Source organism: Pseudomonas sp. XS1P51 (genome assembly GCF_054897845.1).
This window is the reverse complement of sequence record NZ_CM142707.1, coordinates 6,750,725-6,767,139: the sequence shown is the minus strand read 5'-3', so window position 1 is coordinate 6,767,139 and position 16,415 is coordinate 6,750,725. Positions and strand designations below refer to the sequence as shown.

The window sequence follows — 16,415 nt, the reverse complement described above, 5'->3', positions numbered from 1 at the left end:
CGCAGTAAACAGATGAGCAGCAGCGTCACACGGGTGGTTAAGTCGTTAAATCGGGATTTGAAGAACTTTGGTTACAGATTGGCTAAACATTCACTGAACGCTTAGGCGAACAAGATTTGCCAAACACTAAATACCCCTGTGGGAGCGAGCCTGCTCGCGATGGCGGTGTTACAGGCAACATAGATGTTAATGATATGGCCTCATCGCGAGCAGGCTCGCTCCCACAGGGGTTATGCGTTGCAGCAGAGGTATTTGATTTTTAAATACTACTCCGGACTTTCTGATTTGCGGCCTCCGGGCCTCGCGCGCCTAATCGGGCCTTTATCATTCAAGGTCCGATTGATGGAAAACGTTCGTGCAAGCTCCCGCCCTGCCCTCTGGTTAATGTTCAGCATCATTCTCGTCGCCCTGAACCTGCGCCCCTCCATGGCCGCTGTCGGTCCTTTGCTGTCGGCGATTCGCGGTGAGATCCCGCTGAGTTTCAGCCTGGCGTCCCTGCTGACCATGCTGCCGGTGATGGCGATGGGGCTGGCGATGTTTTTCGGTCTCAGCGTCAGCCAACGACTCGGCGAACAACGCACCGTGGTGCTTTCACTGCTGATCATCGGTTTGGCCACCGCGTCGCGCCTGTTTCTCGACTCAGCGGCCGAACTGATCCTCAGTGCCGTGCTGGCAGGTATCGGTATCGCGCTGATCCAGGCGTTGATGCCGGCACTGATCAAGTCCCGCTTCAGCGACAACGTTTCCGTGTGCATGGGCCTCTATGTCACTTCGATCATGGGCGGCGCAGCCATCGCCGCCTCCTTCGCACCGCGGGTGATGACGCGCACGGGGAGCTGGCGAGTGGGTCTGGCGATCTGGACAGCGTTGGCACTGGTCGCGTTGCTATTCTGGTGCACCCATCGCGCAGGGATGCCGACGCTGCCTGCTCAGGCACAACGCAATGGGTCGTTCTTCAGCAATTCCCGCGCTTGGTTACTCGCCATCTTCTTCGGCCTGGGCACAGCGTCCTACACCTGTGTACTGGCCTGGCTGGCGCCGTACTACGTCGAAAAGGGCTGGAGTGAACAGAACGCCGGTTTGTTGCTGGGTTTCCTGACCGCCATGGAAGTGTTGTCCGGCCTGCTGACACCGGCCATCGCCAATCGCAGCCGTGACCGGCGCCTGGTACTGGTGGTGTTGCTGGCCCTGATCATGGCCGGCTTCTGCGGGCTGATACTCAGCCCCCGACACTTGAGTCTGTTGTGGCCGTGCCTGTTGGGGCTGGGCATCGGCGGACTGTTTCCGATGAGCCTGATTGTGTCACTGGATCACTTGGACAATCCCCAGCGCGCCGGAGGACTGACCGCATTCGTGCAAGGCATCGGTTACCTGATCGCCGGCCTCTCGCCGCTGATTGCCGGGATGATCCGCGACCAACTCGGCAGCTTCGAATGGGCCTGCTGGTCACTCACAGGCGTCATGGCGCTGATGATCCTGATGGTCCTGCGCTTCGACCCGCGGCACTACGCCAGACACATTCACTGACCCGGACACCCACCTCATGAAACACACCGGTTTCGCCGCCGCTCACCTCGGCATGTTGCTCTGGGCGCTGTTGATCGCCGCCTCGTTTTCCGCTGCTGCCCAGGTCAGTCAGGCCATCGACCCGGTGCTGCTGACCGGGCTGCGCCTGCTGTTTTGCGCCCTGGTGTTTTTGCCGTTGCTGCTGTTCAAGGGCGATACCTCCATGACCGTTCGCGGGCTGCTCGGCCATGCCGTACTCGGCTCGTTGCTGGCGGTGTATTTCGGCTCGCTGTTCGAGGCGCTGCGCTATACCTCGGCCGTCAACACCGGGACGATGTTCACACTGGTGCCACTGCTGACCCTGCTGTTCGAAGCCGTTTTGATGCCCGAAAGCAGCCTGAAACAACGGGTATTGCCGATGCTGATTGCCGCTGCCGGGGCCGTGTTGCTGGTACTGCAAGGCGCAGGTCCCGGCGAACTGCCATCGCTCTACGCGGTGTCGGTGTACGGGGGCGGTTGCCTGGCGATGTCGCTCTACTCGCCCCTGAGTCAGCGACTCAAGGCCAACAGCCTCAAAGGTCGCGGACCGGCGGGCATGACGTTCTGGAACATGGTGTTCGGTGCGCTGTTTTTGCTGGCACTCTGTGGGTTCAGCGGTGGCTGGCGATCGGCGTCGTTGCTGACCCTGAATGATTTTTACTGGCTGATTTACCTGGCGCTGTTTGCCACGCTGGCGACTTTCTGGCTGCTGCACCGGGCAATCGGCGCCATCGCGCCCTCTTCGGTCATTTCCTACATTTACCTGAGCACGTTGTTCATCACGCTGTTTCATTGGTTGTGGTTACGTCAGTCGCCGCTACCGCTGGAAATCATCGGCGCACTGCTGGTGGGAGTCGGTATGCTGGCATTGCTGATGTCCAGCCGGCGCGCGGTGCCCGCAACAGTTCATGGCTGAATTCCTACAAGGCATTCTCCTGGCACCATCGTTCCGTTAGGATCATTCGCACAGTTTGCGCACAGTCAGCGCAAGGAACGCAGCGAGACGGAACGGATGCTGAACAGTAATGTGCTAAGAAAACTGGATATGCAGGACCTCATGGTGTTTATCGCCGTGTATGAGCAAAGCAACGTCACCGGTGTGTCCGAGACGCTCTGCGTCAGTCAGTCCACCGTGAGTTACTGCCTGAAAAAGCTGCGCACCTGTTTCGACGACGAGTTGTTCATCAACACCCGCGCGGGGATGCGCCCCACCTACAAAGCCAGCAACATGTATACCCACGTGCTGAAGGTCCTCGAAAGCATCAACCTGTGTCACGCCGGGGCGCAGGCCTTCGACCCGACCTTACAGCCTGTGACCTTCAACATCTGCGCACCGGAATACTTCGAGCAGTTAATCCTGCCACGCCTGTTGAAAAGTTTTGATTCCGCCGATTTGCCGGTGATGGTCAACATGCACAAGTTTGAAACCGACATTCCGGCCGAAGAACTGCGCGACGGCAGCCTCGATCTGGTGATCTGTTTCGGCCCGAACTTTCATCGCAGCCACGGCGATTTCAGATCCCGGATGCTGCTGGAGGATGATCTGGTCTGCGTCTTCGATAAACGCGCCACCCCACTGGAACCGCGTTTAAGCCTGCAAGCCTTCGTCGAACGCCGGCATGTGTTCCCGACACCCTGGACGTCCACCACCAACATGGTCGACGGTTGGCTGGCGCAGCAGGCGCAAAAACGGCAAATCGTCGCGCGCTCCAACAGCTACAGCGCGGCGCTGAAAATGATTACCGGCACCGATTTCATCCTGACCTTGCCTCGGCGCATCCAGCAATTGCTGGCCAGCGAGGCGATCTTCAATCATTGCGAAGCGCCCAACGGCTTGCCGGGTTTCACCCTCGACATGCAGTGGAGTCAAAGCGTCGATCAGGACAGCGCCAATACCTGGCTCCGTGAACAAGTGATCAAAGCCTGCACCGCGCAGGAAAAGGCCTGAGACTCAGTTGTTGATGGCGACTTTGGTGTAGGACTCTCGATCGATGTCGAGGATCTCCACGGCCAGCTGGACTTCAACACCCGTAGGCCATTCACACAGGTCCTGCACCACCGCCAGCAGGCTGTCGGACAACTGCTGCTTGATCTGTGGCGAGCGACCGCTCAACAACGCCAGCTTCACGTGCACGAACGCCCGCTCACCCAATGCAGTACCGACCTTGAACGTCTCGACCTTCACCGCACGGCTCTTGATGTCGAACTCGGCAGCAAACTGACCGGAAGCCACCAGCGTATTGTTAAGCCGGATCAACGCCACGTCGGCATTCAGATCCGGCAGGTTGGTGGTGTATTCCATGTGCAGGTGAGGCATGACGTGACTCCTGTAAGTAAGCGCAAAGGTCGTACATATAACACAGAGCGGTCCGGCTCACCGGGATGGCGGCGACACAAAACGCTCACTCATGAACGCCTCCAGTCGCGAGCGCAACCAGCGTTCGGCGGGGTCGGTGTCGACATGGCTGAGCCAGACCATGGACAGGTCCAGGGTCGGTGTCTTGAACGGGAACGGCTCCCTGAACAGATGGCCGGACGCAGCCATCGCCTCGGCCGTGTAATCCGGCAGGCTGGCAATCAGATCGGTCCCGGCGAGCAACGCCGGCAACGAACTGTATTGCGGCACGGACAGCACCACCTGGCGCGAACGACCGATCTCCGCCAGCCACTCATCAGCGTAGCCACTGATGTTGGCGGAATGGGACACCAGTACGTGCGGCCGGGAGCAATATTCATCGAGGGTCAGCGGCGCGTCGGATGCATCGGCACGCAACACGCAGGGGTGGATGTGCCTCAGCAACTTGCGCTTGGCGTTGGCCGGCAGGCCGCGGGTCTGGCTGATACCCACGGTGATATCGCCGGACGCCAGCAGGTCGGGAATCCGCCAGTAGTCGACATGCTGCACCACAAACACCACCTTCGGCGCTTCCTGGCGCAACGCACGCAGCAACGGCGGCAGCAGACCAAACTCGACATCGTCCGACAGCCCGATACGAAAAGTCATCGTGCTGCTGGTGGGATCGAAATCATGGGTCAGGCTCAAAGCCACCGACAACGAATCCAGCGCCGGCGACAGATGCCGAATGATCTCCTCGGCCCGCGCTGTCGGCTCCATGCGGTGACCCACCCGAATGAACAGCGGATCGTTGAACATCGCTCGCAAACGGTTGAGCGCCGAGCTGATGGTCGGCTGACCGAGAAACAACTTCTTCGCCACCCGAGTGACGTTGCGTTCGAGCATGAGTGTCTCGAACACCACCATCAGGTTGATATCGGCTTTACGCAGTTCGTTGCGATTCATCCAGTGTCCCCGCTCCCCAAGTCTGGAGACAGTTTAGGTAGCTGTCGCAATCGACGTCTATGCGACTCAAGCAGTTTGCGTTTAATCCAAATGCAAACATCTGCTTCGTCCGACATCCCCTTCCTGATTTATTCGCTCGTCTGGCGGACAGCACTTATGCCTCTAAGCTCAGCAACGTTTGGGGCAAAAAATGCCCTGGCCACCGAAACCATTTGAACTCAAAGGAGCCTCCCAATGGCTAGAGACAAAGCGAAAGACGACAAACACTTCAACTGCACTCAGGACCATGAAACCGATTACGTTGCCGGCCTTTATCCTCACGCGAAGGAAGAGGTCAAAACCTTCCTGACGTCGGCCTGCAAGGACAAATCCCTGCACAACTCCACTCACAAGGACGTCTACGACCTGATCAAACGAAAACTGGGCCACTCGCAACCGTAAGACTGCCTGGTTAAAACGAAGCTGCTCTGACTGAGCAGCTTCACCACCTGAGACCTAGATCTCCTTGGTCGGCGTCTGATCGTGCGTCCCCTTGATCAAGCTGATGGCATGCACACAATCAGCCTTGTTGACGTACGCCTCCCCGCTGGCAATCGTTTCATTGTTCCCCGCCCTCAAACGCCAGCGCCATTGACCTTTGCCGGTCTGCGGGGTGCCACGGGTTTGCCTGTAAATCTCAAAGTACATTGATCGCTCCTTGCGATGGCTGGTTACCGCAGATCAGTGACCTGCGAACCCAGAGTAGATGAGGATTTTTTGCGGCGAGGTCTTTCAATGTCAGGGAATATTTCGAGGGAAAAGCCCTGATTCTCGGGGCGGCCAATGGATACGGGGGTGGGTAAATAGAGTGACTGGGGTGGGTAATTTTTCTTGTGATCGCGCTTATTTTTCTTACCCGGGATTGTTGCTTGGTCCGACGCAAAAAACCGGATAAATGCAGGATGCGGGGTCGTTCTTGACCGATCACAACCTAACGGACACTGAAGGAAAAAAAGATCCGGATTTCTTCGCCTTACTGGGGCCTTTCAAGAAGCACCAAGCGCGCTGCCAATGCGACCATGACTGCGGCAAATCCATAGGAACCGAACCGTTTGGAGATTGGAAGACCTCTCAACTTCTTGTGAACTGCGCCGGCACAAAGCCCCAACAAAAAATGAAAGATGAATGCGATTATCGCTAAACATATTCCGAGCACTATGAGTTGAAGGTTGGCACTGCCCAAGCCTGGCGTCACGAACTGAGGCAAGAAAACCACAAAAAAGACTAACGCTTTGGGATTGAGCAAGCTGTTCAGAGTTGCTCGTATGAATATTGAATGCATCGAGACGAGAGGCGACTGAACTTTCGCGTTTGTAGCAGGAATCGATTTCAGCGCCACCCAGCCAAGCCAAAGCAGGTAGCAGGCTCCCGCCCAGCGGATCAGATCAAATGCGGGAGCCCAACTCATCATGATTGCTCCCACGCCGATGCTCACCAAGGCAGTCATAGCGAGATCAGCCACCGTTATGCCAAGTGCCGCAGCAAGACCAGCGCGCCAACCATGAGCTATCGCATGGGTCATCACAAACGCCATATTCGGCCCGGGCACAGCGAGTAAAAGAATCACGGCGACAACAAAAACCGACAGGTTAGTTATATCTATCATCGCGATTCCCCATGCTGAAGAACTGCAACGGTAGCGCAGACCTCTAGAGACCAGGCAGCACAGCCCAAGGAAATTTATACATAACAGTCGCCGTCGTAGACGCGCTCATCCCCATGGGAAAACTGAAACGCCAGAAACGAAAAAACCCCGTAGCTTATTCAGCTACGGGGTTTTTTCTATGTAATGGCGGAGAGATAGGGATTCGAACCCTAGGTACCGGTGAAGGTACAACGGATTTCGAATCCGTCCCATTCGGCCACTCTGGCATCTCTCCAACGGCGCGCATCATAACAACACTTTTGCCGGAAGCGAACCCCCTAAGCGAAATTTTTCCGTGCTATCAGATGCTTGCGTCGATTACAGCGGTACGCCCAGACGATTGGCAACTTCTTCGTAGGCTTCGATGACGTCACCGAGGCCCTGACGGAAGCGGTCCTTGTCCATTTTCTTGCCGGTCGCCTTGTCCCACAGGCGGCAGCCGTCCGGGCTGAACTCGTCACCCAGGACGATGGAGCCGTCGGAGAACACGCCGAATTCGAGTTTGAAGTCGACCAGCAGCAGGCCAGCGTCGTCGAACAGTTTGCTCAGGACTTCGTTGACCTTGAGCGACAGTTCTTTCATGCGAACCAATTGCTCGGCAGTGCCCCAACCGAATGCCACGACGTGGGATTCGTTGATGAACGGGTCGCCCTTGGCGTCGTCCTTCAGGAACAGTTCGAAGGTGTAAGGGTTGAGCTTGATACCTTCTTCGACGCCCAGGCGCTTGACCAGGCTGCCGGCGGCGTAGTTACGCACGACGCACTCGACCGGGATCATGTCGAGTTTTTTCACCAGGCATTCGTTGTCGCCCAGCAGCTTGTCGAATTGGGTCGGCACGCCGGCGGCTTCGAGTTTCTGCATGATGAAGGCGTTGAACTTGTTGTTCACCATGCCTTTGCGGTCGAGCTGCTCGATGCGCTTGCCGTCGAACGCCGAAGTGTCGTTGCGAAACAGCAGGATCAAGCGGTCAGCGTCATCGGTCTTGAAAACCGATTTGGCTTTGCCGCGGTAGAGTTCTTCACGTTTTTCCATGATGGGCTCCGCTTGCTAAGTAGGTGGGCTAGGCGATGTGTCGCCAGTCGAGCCCTGAATCTTGATCGGCCAGTTGCAGCCAGTCCGGGTCGCACCCGAGGGTGTCGACAAAACATTGCCGGGCCAGCTGCGGCAGGTTGTTCTTGCTGCTCAGGTGGGCCAGGACCAGGTGTTGCAGGCCTTGCCAGCCCAACTCGGACACCAGGAATGCCGCCTGGTGGTTGTTCAAATGTCCCAGTTCACCGCCCACCCGTTGCTTGAGAAAGTACGGGTAATGACCGCGAGCCAGCATGTCACGGCAATGGTTGGACTCGATCATCAACGCATCGAGGTCCCGATAGCCGTCCAGCACCTTGTTGCAATACGAGCCCAGGTCGGTCAGCAGGCCGAAACGCCGCTCACCGTCACTGAAAACATACTGCGTCGGTTCCTGTGCATCGTGGGCCACGGCAATGACACCGATGCTCAGTGCGCCGATCTGCAGTTGCTCTCCGCCAGCCAGAAGGCCAGCCGGTTCAATCGGTTTGCGCATCCCGCGCAGGGTGCCGCGACTGAGGTAGACAGGCAGATTGTAGCGCCGAGACAGCAAACCCACGCCATGCACGTGGTCGGCATGTTCGTGGGTCACCAGTATCGCGCTCAACTGCGCCGGGTTCACACCCAGGCGCAGCAGGCGTTTTTCGGTTTCCCGCAGGGAGAAACCACAATCCACCAGCACATACGTGTCAGCGCTGGCTATCAGCGTGCCGTTCCCTTGGCTACCGCTGCCGAGAACGGCAAAACGCATGTGATCAGCCCAGGTTGTCCTGAATCACGCTCAACACTTTGCGCGCCACGTCAGCCGGCGCCACGGTGTTGATGTTTTTCTCGACGGTGACCTGGACGGTATCGCCAACCTTGCTCAGGCGAACCTGATAACGCTCGGCACGGGCTTCAACTTCTTCCTTGCTCGGCGCACTGCCGAACAGGCTGCCGAAGAAACCAGGCTTCTCGTCTTTCTTCTCGGCTTTTTCGGAGAGGTTGATGTAGTACAGGCCCAGGCTGCGGTTGATGTCTTCAACGCGCCATTCGCCCTGCTCCAGCGCACGACCGACGCTCGACCAGGCACGATCCAGGTCGTTACCAACGTTCAGAACCGGGTTACCGCTGCCGTCTTCGCTAAGGCTGACACGACTTGGTGTATCGAAATCACGCGAAGCCAGCATGGAGACCGAGCCGCCCTTCTCCGAGATGCGGCTCATGCTCGCAAGCATGTCGTCGACCAGTGCCGCGTCCAGGCCAGTGTTGACCGAACGGTTGGTGAAGGCCACGTCAGCGGTGCTGCCGGCAGGACGTTCGGCACTGACCACATAGACTTCACTGGTATTGCGCTGCACGCCTGGCTCGATACGCACCCGCACGCGGGTTTCGCTGTCGGTGCTGACACCGGCTGCGCTCAGGCGCTTGGCCATCGCTGCGGACAGTTCGTCGGAATGCTGCCAGGTGGTGGTGAACTCGCCGGTTTGCGGGCGCTGTTCGTCCAGACGGAAACCGTTGTCCTGGAAGAACTGCACGGCCACTGGCCAGACTTCGGCTGGCGGGTTTTGAGCCACGATCCAGCGGGAATCACCGGTTTTCTGCAGCGAGTAGGCGCTAACGTCGGCCGCTGCGGACAGCGGCTGCGGACGAGGCACGATGTATTCGCCCTTGACGGTGTCATCGGCCACGTTGCGCGGGATCGGCAACAGCGGATCCAGATGCTTGGCGGTGCTGACATCCGGCGGCAATTGCATGGGTGCAGTCTGTTGCGCTTCCAGGTAATCGCTACCACGGTCACGGAAATAACCTTCCGGGCCCCAGACCCATCCACAGCCACTGGTGCTGGAGATAATCAAGGCAAGTGCGGAAAGTCCGGCCAATCGCTTCATGCGTAGTGCTTCCTCAATTAAACCAGGACGCCGGACTGGCGCATGGCCTGCCGCAGCGGTTCGTGACAGGCAGCGCTGAGCCAGGTGAGCGGCAGACGGATACCGTCCGGCATCAAGCCCATTTCATGCAGCGCCCATTTCACGGGGATAGGGTTGGATTCGATAAACAGGGTCTTATTGAGCGGCATCAGCTTTTTATGGATGGCGCGGGCTGTGACGGCGTCGCCTTTCAGAGCGGCGTTGCACAGGTCGGCCATGTCACGCGGAGCAACGTTGGCGGTCACCGAGATATTGCCCTTGCCGCCGAGCAGCATCAGCTCGACCGCAGTCGCGTCGTCACCGGAGATCACCAGGAAGTCTTTGCTGACGCCGTCGATGATGGCTTTGGCGCGAGACAGGTCGCCGGTGGCTTCCTTGATGCCGATGATGTTTTTCACGGTCGACAGGCGGATCACGGTTTCGGCCAGCATGTCGCATGCCGTACGGCCGGGCACGTTATAGAGGATCTGCGGGATGTCGACGGCTTCGGCAATGGCCTTGAAGTGCTGGTACAAGCCTTCCTGGGTCGGCTTGTTGTAGTACGGAGTAACCAGCAGGCAGGCATCGGCGCCGGCGATTTTCGCATTGGTGGTCAGCTCGATGGCTTCGCGCGTCGAGTTGGCGCCGGTACCGGCGATCACCGGGATACGCCCTGCAACCTGCTTGACCACGTAACGAATCACTTCGATGTGCTCGTTCACGTCAAGGGTGGCCGATTCACCTGTGGTGCCGACCGCCACGATGGCGTGGGTGCCGTTTTGCAGGTGAAAGTCCACCAGTTTGCTCAGGCTGTCCCAGTCGAGACGACCTTGTGCATCCATGGGTGTGACCAGTGCCACCATACTGCCCGCAATCATGCAACCGCTCCTGCCGGAAAAAGAGAGCCGTAATGGTACTGGCGCCAAGATGCTTGTACAAGCGAAGTACTGCGCTGCTGCCATTCCCCTTGGCGCTGCTTTTCGCTACCCTTCAGACTTTGATCGGTACTGATAAGCTCGTACGCCGGGTTCCAGCCTCCATTTTCGGCATCACAAGCCCCGATCCAGCGTTGCCACCCCTCGCTCTTGCCACACTGGAGCAGGTTGCAACCTTCCGGCTCGGGTTTTCTGAATTCGTATCCGCAGGCTCGTCCCCGGTAAAAAAAGCCCGTAGAAGTATCGACCGCTCATCGCTTTAGGAATGCTGCATGTCCACCCCCACAGTTCGCGAACAATTCCTTGTCATCAGTGCCCTCGGCGCCAACCCCATGGAGCTGACTAACGTCCTGTGCCGCGCCAGCCATGAAAACCGCTGCGCCGTGGTCACCTCTCGCCTGACCCGTCATGGCGAGTGCAGTGCGTTGATCCTCGAGATCTCCGGTAGCTGGGACGCCCTGGCGCGCCTGGAAGGCAGCCTGCCGAGCCTCGCCAAGAAGCACGCCTTCACGGTCAACGTGGTGCGCAGCGCGGCCCTGGAGAACCGTCCCCAGGCCCTGCCTTACGTGGCTTACGTCAGCTCGGCCTACCGCTCGGACATCATCAACGAGCTGTGCCAGTTCTTCATGGACCACAACGTCGAGCTGGAAAACCTGACCTGCGACACCTATCAGGCCCCGCAAACCGGCGGCACCATGCTCAATGCCACGTTTACCGTGACCTTGCCGGCCGGCGTGCAGATCAGCTGGTTGCGCGATCAGTTCCTCGATTTCGCCGATGCGCTGAACCTGGATGCCCTGATCGAACCGTGGCGCCCACAAAACCCAATGTAAGGAAGCTTTCATGGCCGTTGCCATCGACCAACCGGTTGCCGACTTCGAAGCACCCGCCACCAGCGGGCAGACCGTCAACCTCGCGAGCCTCAAAGGCAAGCAGGTGGTGATTTACTTCTACCCGAAGGACAGCACGCCAGGCTGCACCACCCAGGGTCAGGGCTTTCGCGATCAGCTTGACGCCTTTAAAGCCGCCAACACCGAAGTCTTCGGTGTGTCCCGCGACAGCCTGAAATCCCACGAAAACTTCAAGGCCAAGCAAGCGTTCACCTTCGAGCTGATCAGCGACAAGGAAGAAGCACTGTGCCAGCTGTTCGATGTGATCAAGCTGAAAAAGCTTTATGGCAAGGAATACATGGGCGTCGATCGCAGCACTTTCCTGATCGACAAGGATGGCGTGCTGCGTCAGGAATGGCGTGGCGTGAAGGTGCCGGGGCATGTGGATGCTGTTCTGGCGGCGGCTCAGGCGTTGAACAAGGCCTGATTATTTGGCGTCCTTTCGGACGCTATCGCGAGCAGGCTCGCTCCCACATTGGACCGCGTCTGTCTGGACGACTCGGTCAACTGTGGGAGCGAGCCTGCTCGCGATGAGGCCCTCAGCCTCACTGAAGACTCATGACTGACAGTTAAAGCAGCGGCGCCACCACTGGCTCCTTGCGCGGCCACGCATCCAGCACTGCCTTGAACAGCGTCGCCAGGGGAATCGCAAAGAACACTCCCCAGAACCCCCACAGCCCGCCAAACAACAACACCGCGCAAATGATCGCCACCGGATGCAGATTGACCGCTTCCGAGAACAGCAGCGGTACCAGCACGTTGCCGTCCAGAACCTGAATGATTCCGTAAACCGCCATCAAATAGATGAACTGATCGCTCCAGCCCCACTGGAACAGCGCAATCAGCAGCACCGGAACCGTCACCACCACCGCCCCGACGTAAGGCACCACGACCGACACACCCACCAACAGCGCCAGCAGCGCCGCGTAGTTAAGCCCCAGAACGACGAAACCGATGTAGGTCGCGCCACCGCAAATGAAGATCTCGATGACCTTGCCGCGAATGTAGTTGGCGATCTGCCGGTTCATCTCGTGGGCAACACGGGTGATCAGCGCCCGCTCACGGGGCAGGTAACCGCGCACCCACTGGCCGATCATTTCCCGATCCTTGAGGAAGAAGAACACCAGGATCGGTACCAGCACCAGGTAAATCATGATGTTCACCAGCAGCGGCAGACTCGACAGCGAGAAGGTCAATGCCCACTGGCCGAACTTGCCGATCTCGCCCCGCGCGACTTCGATGGCCTGCAGTACCTGCTCGTCGGACACCAGATGCGGGTAGCGCTCGGGCAGCAACAACAACAGCGACTGCCATTTGGCGAGCATGCCGGGTAACTCGTTGAACAGCGTGATCAATTGATGCCAGAGCAACGGCACCAGGACCACGATGAACACCATCAACAGCCCCATGAACAACGCAAAGACCAGCCCCACCGCCACTCCACCTGGCATGCGCAGGCGTTCGAGGGTCACCACCAACCCCTGCATCAGATACGCCAGCACCATCCCGGCGAGCACCGGTGCGAGCATGCCGCCCAGCGTCAGTACGGCGGTAAACGCCAGAAACAGCAGGACCGCCAGCACCACGGCTTCTTCGTCGGAAAAGTAGCGCTGAATCCAGTCGCGTAACACTTTGAACATCAATAATCCTTAGAAACGAACGCAGCAGATTTCAGGCTTTTTTCAACCAGTAACGGTAAACGCCCGCTTCATCTTCTTCACGAAGCAGCGTATGACCGGCCAATCGGGCGAAGGTGCGGAAGTCGCGCTGTGAACCCGCATCGGTGGCGATCACCTTGAGCACCGCGCCGCTGGCCATTCGATTGAGTTCCAGCTTGGCCTTGAGCAGCGGCAACGGGCAATTCAGGCCGCTGGCGTCAAGTTCGGCGTCATGGGCTACAGCGTCGGTCATTGCATCACTCCGGGTCAGGTGGTCGAGCGGCTTAGAATATCTGGTCCCAAGCTTACTGTCCGGCTACAGTAAGGTCTTTGTCGACTAAGGCTTTGTGCATGACTTTTTTGCGCCCTACCCTGCTGACGCTCGCTTGCCTGCTTGCCTCACCGGGCTTCGCCGACGACCTGCCGTCACTCGGCGACGCCAGTTCTGCCATCGTCTCGCCGCAACAGGAACACCAGTTGGGTCGCGCCTGGCTGGCACTGTTGCGTAGCCAGGTCTCCCAGCTCAACGACCCGCAGCTCAAGGACTACGTCGAATCCAGCGTATACCGACTCGTGGAGACCAGCCAGGTCAATGACCGGCGCCTGGAATTCATCCTGATCAACAGCCCGCAGCTCAACGCCTTCGCGGCACCGGGCGGGATTGTCGGGGTCAACGGCGGCTTATTCCTCAATGCCCAGACCGAGGGTGAATATGCTTCGGTACTCGCTCACGAATTGGCTCACTTGTCGCAGCGCCACTTTGCCCGTGGCGTCGAAGCCCAGCAGCGTATGCAAGTACCCATGATGGCAGCACTGCTGGCCGGGATCGTGATTGCCGCGGCCGGTGCAGGCGATGCAGGGATCGCGGCCATTGCGGGCACGCAGGCGGCGGCGATTCAGGAGCAACGGCGCTTCTCGCGCCAGAACGAACAGGAAGCCGATCGCATCGGCATCCTCAATCTGGAAAAGGCCGGTTACGACCCGCGCTCCATGCCGACCATGTTCGAGCGACTGGCGCGCCAATACCGTTTCGACGCCAAACCACCGGAATTCCTGTTGACTCACCCGGTGACCGAATCGCGGATCGCCGACACCCGCAACCGAGCCGAACAGGCCAAACCGGGCGGCATCGAAGACTCGATGCGTTATCAGCTGATTCGTGCACGGGTCCAGTTGATCTATGAAGAAACCCCCGGCCTGGGCGCCAAGCGCTTCCGTGCACAGCTTGATGAAAACCCGAAAAACGATGTCGCGCGTTATGGTCTGGCGATTGCCCAGATCAAGGGCGGCCAGCTGAACGAAGCACGGGAAAACCTCAAGTTGCTGCTGGCCAAGTCGCCGAACGAGATCATCTACAATCTGGCGCAGGTCGATCTGGACATTACCAACAATCGCCTGCCCGACGCCCAGACCCGGGTTGCCCGGATGCTGACTCAGTATCCGGGCAACTATCCGTTGAATTCGGTGCGTGTCGATCTGCTGCTCAAGCAGAACCGTGCGCCCGAAGCGGAAAAAGCGCTGGAGAATCTGCTCAAGAGCCGTCCGGACGATCCGGATGTCTGGTACATGGTGGCCGAAACCCGCGGGCTGTCAGGCAACATCATTGGCCTGCATCAGGCCCGCGCTGAGTACTTCGCCCTGGTCGGCGACTACCGTCAGGCCATTCAGCAACTGGACTTCGCCAAACGCAAGGCGGGCACCAACTTCCCACTGTCGTCGCGGATCGACGCGCGGCAACGGGAGTTGATGGAACAGGAGCGCATGATCAAGGACATGATGGGCTGACGCTTTTCAGCAGGCACAAAAAAACCGCCTCTTTCGAGGCGGTTTTTTATTCAGCCGACAACCGGTTTATTCGGCCAGTTTGAAGGTGATGAAGCTGGCGCGATTTTGACGCAGAACCCGCATCGACACCGAGCGGTTCTTCGGCAGCGCCTTGGCGATATCCGTGAACTCCTTGGTGGAACCAATCGCCTGGTTGTTCAGGTGAGTGATCACATCGCCTGGCTGCAAGCCAATCAGGGAAGCAGGACCGTCCTGAACTTCCTTGATGACGACGCCGCCCTTGAGGTCGTAGGTTTTCTTCTGTTCATCGGTCAGCTCGGCCACGGAAACACCCAGGCGATTGCTGCTGCGCTCGACACTGGATTTTGGCAGGGTGTCCAGCTCTTTGCCTTCCTCAGGAATAGCGCCAACCGTCAGCTCGACATTCTTGCGCTTGCCTTCGCGAATCACTTCCAGATTGGCTTTCGAGCCAGCCTTCAGTGCGCCTACCAGATGCGGCAGATCAGCGGACATGACGATCGGTTGGCCGTTCATGCTCAGGATCACGTCGCCTACTTGCAGACCACCCTTGGCAGCCGGGCCATCATCCTGAATCTGAGCCACCAGCGCACCGGCCGGTTTCTCAAGACCGAACGACTCGGCCAGATCCTTGTTCACTTCCTGAATGACTACACCCAACCAGCCACGGCTGACTTTGCCGCCGCTTTTCAGCTGATTGGAAACGTCCATGGCGACGTCGATAGGGATCGCGAACGACACGCCCATGAAGCCGCCGGAACGGGTGTAGATCTGCGAGTTGATCCCGACCACTTCGCCCGCCAGGTTGAACAGCGGACCACCGGAGTTACCCGGGTTGATCGGCACGTCGGTCTGGATGAACGGCACATAGTTTTCGTTCGGCAGGCTCCGACCGACGGCGCTGACGATGCCTTGGGTCACGGTATGGTCGAAACCAAATGGCGAGCCGATGGCCACAACCCATTGGCCAGCCTTCAGGTCCTGGGATTTGCCGAGCTTCAGGACCGGCAGATCCTTGCCTTCGATTTTCAGCAGTGCCACGTCGGAGCGCGGATCGGTGCCGACCAGTTTGGCCTTCAACTCGCTGCGGTCGGCGAGACGAACGAGAATTTCGTCGGCATCGGCGATGACATGGTTGTTGGTCAGAATGTAGCCATCAGGGGAGATGATGAAACCCGAACCCAGTGACTGGGCCTCTCGCTGACGGTCACCACGTGGCGTGCGCGGTTGCGGCGGCATGCCGCGCTCGAAGAACTCGCGCAACATCGGCGGCAAACCTTCAAGGTCGGGCATCTGCTGGTTCACTTTGCGATCCGGCAGTTTCTGCGTGGTACTGATGTTCACCACCGCGGGCGAGGCCTGCTCGACCAATTCCGTGAAGTCAGGCAACTCGACCGCTTGAGCGGTGACCGCCTGACCGAGTACCAACACGGTGGCAAAAATAGAGAGATAAGACTTCAAGCGTGGTATCGACATACGGCTCCCGTTACGACGAGCATGGTTAAGCGATATGGAGCAAGGAACACCGGGAACGATACGCCGGTATTTTTGTTCCGGGAACAACAAACAAGGCCAGAGCCGAGAGGTTCTGACCTATAAAAAATTTCGGGGATATTTGCAAATTGAAATGCTCACCAAACAT

18 protein-coding genes and 1 tRNA gene are annotated in these 16,415 nt (G+C 58.5%); 7 read left to right on the top strand and 12 right to left on the bottom strand.

What is annotated here, in order from left to right:
- Positions 1 to 342: 342 nt before the first annotated feature.
- The 3 genes from ACYZUD_RS31325 (at position 343) to ACYZUD_RS31315 (ending at position 3,493) form a co-directional block, all read left to right on the top strand.
- Positions 343 to 1,527 (top strand): cyanate transporter, encoded by a 1,185-nt coding sequence (locus ACYZUD_RS31325; protein ID WP_462021657.1) that lies wholly within the window; start codon positions 343 to 345, stop codon positions 1,525 to 1,527.
- Positions 1,528 to 1,543: 16 nt separating this feature from the next.
- Positions 1,544 to 2,461: a DMT family transporter gene (locus ACYZUD_RS31320; protein ID WP_462021655.1), complete on the top strand. Its 918-nt coding sequence runs from the start codon at positions 1,544 to 1,546 to the stop codon at positions 2,459 to 2,461.
- 96 nt (positions 2,462 to 2,557) lie between these two features.
- Positions 2,558 to 3,493: a LysR family transcriptional regulator gene (locus ACYZUD_RS31315; protein WP_462021654.1), complete on the top strand. Its 936-nt coding sequence runs from the start codon at positions 2,558 to 2,560 to the stop codon at positions 3,491 to 3,493.
- A 3-nt stretch (positions 3,494 to 3,496) separates the two neighbouring features.
- On the opposite strand, the gene ACYZUD_RS31310 is transcribed toward ACYZUD_RS31315, so the two are convergent.
- Positions 3,497 to 3,862, bottom strand: a complete 366-nt coding sequence (locus tag ACYZUD_RS31310; protein ID WP_462021653.1) for a 5-carboxymethyl-2-hydroxymuconate Delta-isomerase — start codon at positions 3,860 to 3,862, stop codon at positions 3,497 to 3,499.
- Between the two features lie 57 nt (positions 3,863 to 3,919).
- Complete coding sequence (locus tag ACYZUD_RS31305) at positions 3,920 to 4,846, bottom strand: LysR substrate-binding domain-containing protein (protein ID WP_462021652.1); 927 nt, start codon at positions 4,844 to 4,846, stop codon at positions 3,920 to 3,922.
- Between the two features lie 234 nt (positions 4,847 to 5,080).
- Between ACYZUD_RS31305 and ACYZUD_RS31300 the strand changes: the two genes are divergently transcribed.
- Positions 5,081 to 5,287, top strand: a complete 207-nt coding sequence (locus tag ACYZUD_RS31300) for a hypothetical protein (RefSeq protein WP_462021651.1) — start codon at positions 5,081 to 5,083, stop codon at positions 5,285 to 5,287.
- Positions 5,288 to 5,341: 54 nt separating this feature from the next.
- Here ACYZUD_RS31300 and ACYZUD_RS31295 read toward each other — a convergent pair whose 3' ends face one another.
- The 7 genes from ACYZUD_RS31295 to dapA form a co-directional block, all read right to left on the bottom strand.
- Positions 5,342 to 5,533 carry a YegP family protein gene (locus ACYZUD_RS31295; RefSeq protein ID WP_462021650.1) on the bottom strand — a complete coding sequence of 64 codons (192 nt, stop codon included), beginning with the start codon at positions 5,531 to 5,533 and terminating at the stop codon, positions 5,342 to 5,344.
- 325 nt (positions 5,534 to 5,858) lie between these two features.
- Complete coding sequence (locus ACYZUD_RS31290) at positions 5,859 to 6,491, bottom strand: LysE family translocator (protein WP_462021649.1); 633 nt, start codon at positions 6,489 to 6,491, stop codon at positions 5,859 to 5,861.
- Positions 6,492 to 6,675: 184 nt separating this feature from the next.
- Positions 6,676 to 6,765, bottom strand: a tRNA-Ser gene (locus ACYZUD_RS31285).
- Between the two features lie 83 nt (positions 6,766 to 6,848).
- A complete protein-coding gene (gene purC / locus ACYZUD_RS31280) occupies positions 6,849 to 7,562 on the bottom strand; it encodes a phosphoribosylaminoimidazolesuccinocarboxamide synthase (protein WP_427636696.1) in 714 nt (237 codons plus the stop codon).
- Positions 7,563 to 7,590: 28 nt separating this feature from the next.
- A complete protein-coding gene (locus ACYZUD_RS31275) occupies positions 7,591 to 8,349 on the bottom strand; it encodes an MBL fold metallo-hydrolase (RefSeq protein ID WP_008153089.1) in 759 nt (252 codons plus the stop codon).
- A gap of 4 nt (positions 8,350 to 8,353) precedes the next feature.
- Positions 8,354 to 9,469, bottom strand: coding sequence for an outer membrane protein assembly factor BamC (gene bamC, locus ACYZUD_RS31270; protein ID WP_462021648.1), 1,116 nt, complete (start codon positions 9,467 to 9,469; stop codon positions 8,354 to 8,356).
- Between the two features lie 17 nt (positions 9,470 to 9,486).
- Entirely contained in the window at positions 9,487 to 10,365 is an 879-nt protein-coding gene (gene dapA / locus ACYZUD_RS31265) for a 4-hydroxy-tetrahydrodipicolinate synthase (RefSeq protein ID WP_462021647.1), read from the bottom strand.
- A gap of 329 nt (positions 10,366 to 10,694) precedes the next feature.
- Between dapA and ACYZUD_RS31260 the strand changes: the two genes are divergently transcribed.
- Both ACYZUD_RS31260 and ACYZUD_RS31255 read left to right on the top strand, forming a co-directional pair.
- Positions 10,695 to 11,255, top strand: a complete 561-nt coding sequence (locus ACYZUD_RS31260) for a glycine cleavage system transcriptional repressor (protein ID WP_008034925.1) — start codon at positions 10,695 to 10,697, stop codon at positions 11,253 to 11,255.
- Positions 11,256 to 11,265: 10 nt separating this feature from the next.
- A complete protein-coding gene (locus ACYZUD_RS31255; RefSeq protein ID WP_046046123.1) occupies positions 11,266 to 11,739 on the top strand; it encodes a peroxiredoxin in 474 nt (157 codons plus the stop codon).
- Positions 11,740 to 11,881: 142 nt separating this feature from the next.
- Here the strand turns inward: ACYZUD_RS31255 and ACYZUD_RS31250 are convergent, their stop codons facing one another.
- Both ACYZUD_RS31250 and ACYZUD_RS31245 read right to left on the bottom strand, forming a co-directional pair.
- A complete protein-coding gene (locus ACYZUD_RS31250; RefSeq protein ID WP_462021646.1) occupies positions 11,882 to 12,952 on the bottom strand; it encodes an AI-2E family transporter in 1,071 nt (356 codons plus the stop codon).
- 31 nt (positions 12,953 to 12,983) lie between these two features.
- Positions 12,984 to 13,223: a sulfurtransferase TusA family protein gene (locus tag ACYZUD_RS31245; protein WP_028621876.1), complete on the bottom strand. Its 240-nt coding sequence runs from the start codon at positions 13,221 to 13,223 to the stop codon at positions 12,984 to 12,986.
- A gap of 98 nt (positions 13,224 to 13,321) precedes the next feature.
- Between ACYZUD_RS31245 and ACYZUD_RS31240 the strand changes: the two genes are divergently transcribed.
- Positions 13,322 to 14,755 carry a M48 family metalloprotease gene (locus ACYZUD_RS31240; RefSeq protein WP_462021645.1) on the top strand — a complete coding sequence of 478 codons (1,434 nt, stop codon included), beginning with the start codon at positions 13,322 to 13,324 and terminating at the stop codon, positions 14,753 to 14,755.
- A gap of 66 nt (positions 14,756 to 14,821) precedes the next feature.
- Here the strand turns inward: ACYZUD_RS31240 and ACYZUD_RS31235 are convergent, their stop codons facing one another.
- Positions 14,822 to 16,249: a DegQ family serine endoprotease gene (locus ACYZUD_RS31235; protein ID WP_462021644.1), complete on the bottom strand. Its 1,428-nt coding sequence runs from the start codon at positions 16,247 to 16,249 to the stop codon at positions 14,822 to 14,824.
- Positions 16,250 to 16,415 lie beyond the last annotated feature (166 nt).